The sequence below is a fragment of the Mesorhizobium sp. BHbdii genome (assembly GCF_053848045.1).
Genome location: NZ_JBSPKX010000223.1, coordinates 1 through 439 on the forward strand (window position 1 = coordinate 1; position 439 = coordinate 439).

A 439-nucleotide genomic window follows, 5' to 3' on the forward strand; every position below is an offset into this window, starting at 1 on the left:
TGCAGGCGCCATTCCAGTGGCGCGAAGCCGCCCAGGGCATTAGCTTCGACAAGAGCAGCGGCGAGGTGATGGGCGATGCCGGCGCCTTCAAGCTGCGCGACGGCCTGGCCTTCCCGCTGATCACGCTGGATGGCCAGATCGTCATGGTGTCGCTGGGTGGCGAAGCCGTGCAGCTGTCGGAGGCCGAGTTCGGCCTGGTGTCCCTCGTCTCGACCTATGCCGTTGGCCGCGCCATGCAACTCCACACCATGGCGACCAAGACCATCGACCATATCGAACTGACCCCGCGCGAGCGCGAGTGCCTGCAATGGGCCGCCGTCGGCAAATCGGAATGGGAGATTTCGCAAATCCTCGGCATCTCCGAACACACGTCGGAGAAACATCTTCTTAACGCCAAAAGCAAACTCGGTGCCGTCAACCGGGTCCAGGCGGTCGCCGA

At 63.6% G+C, this 439-nt stretch carries 1 protein-coding gene; it reads left to right on the top strand.

Translation table 11 applies throughout. From position 1 onward, the window contains the following. On the top strand, nt 1–439 hold a 439-nt coding region (locus ACWTU8_RS32745; protein ID WP_455851366.1), incomplete at both ends, for a helix-turn-helix transcriptional regulator.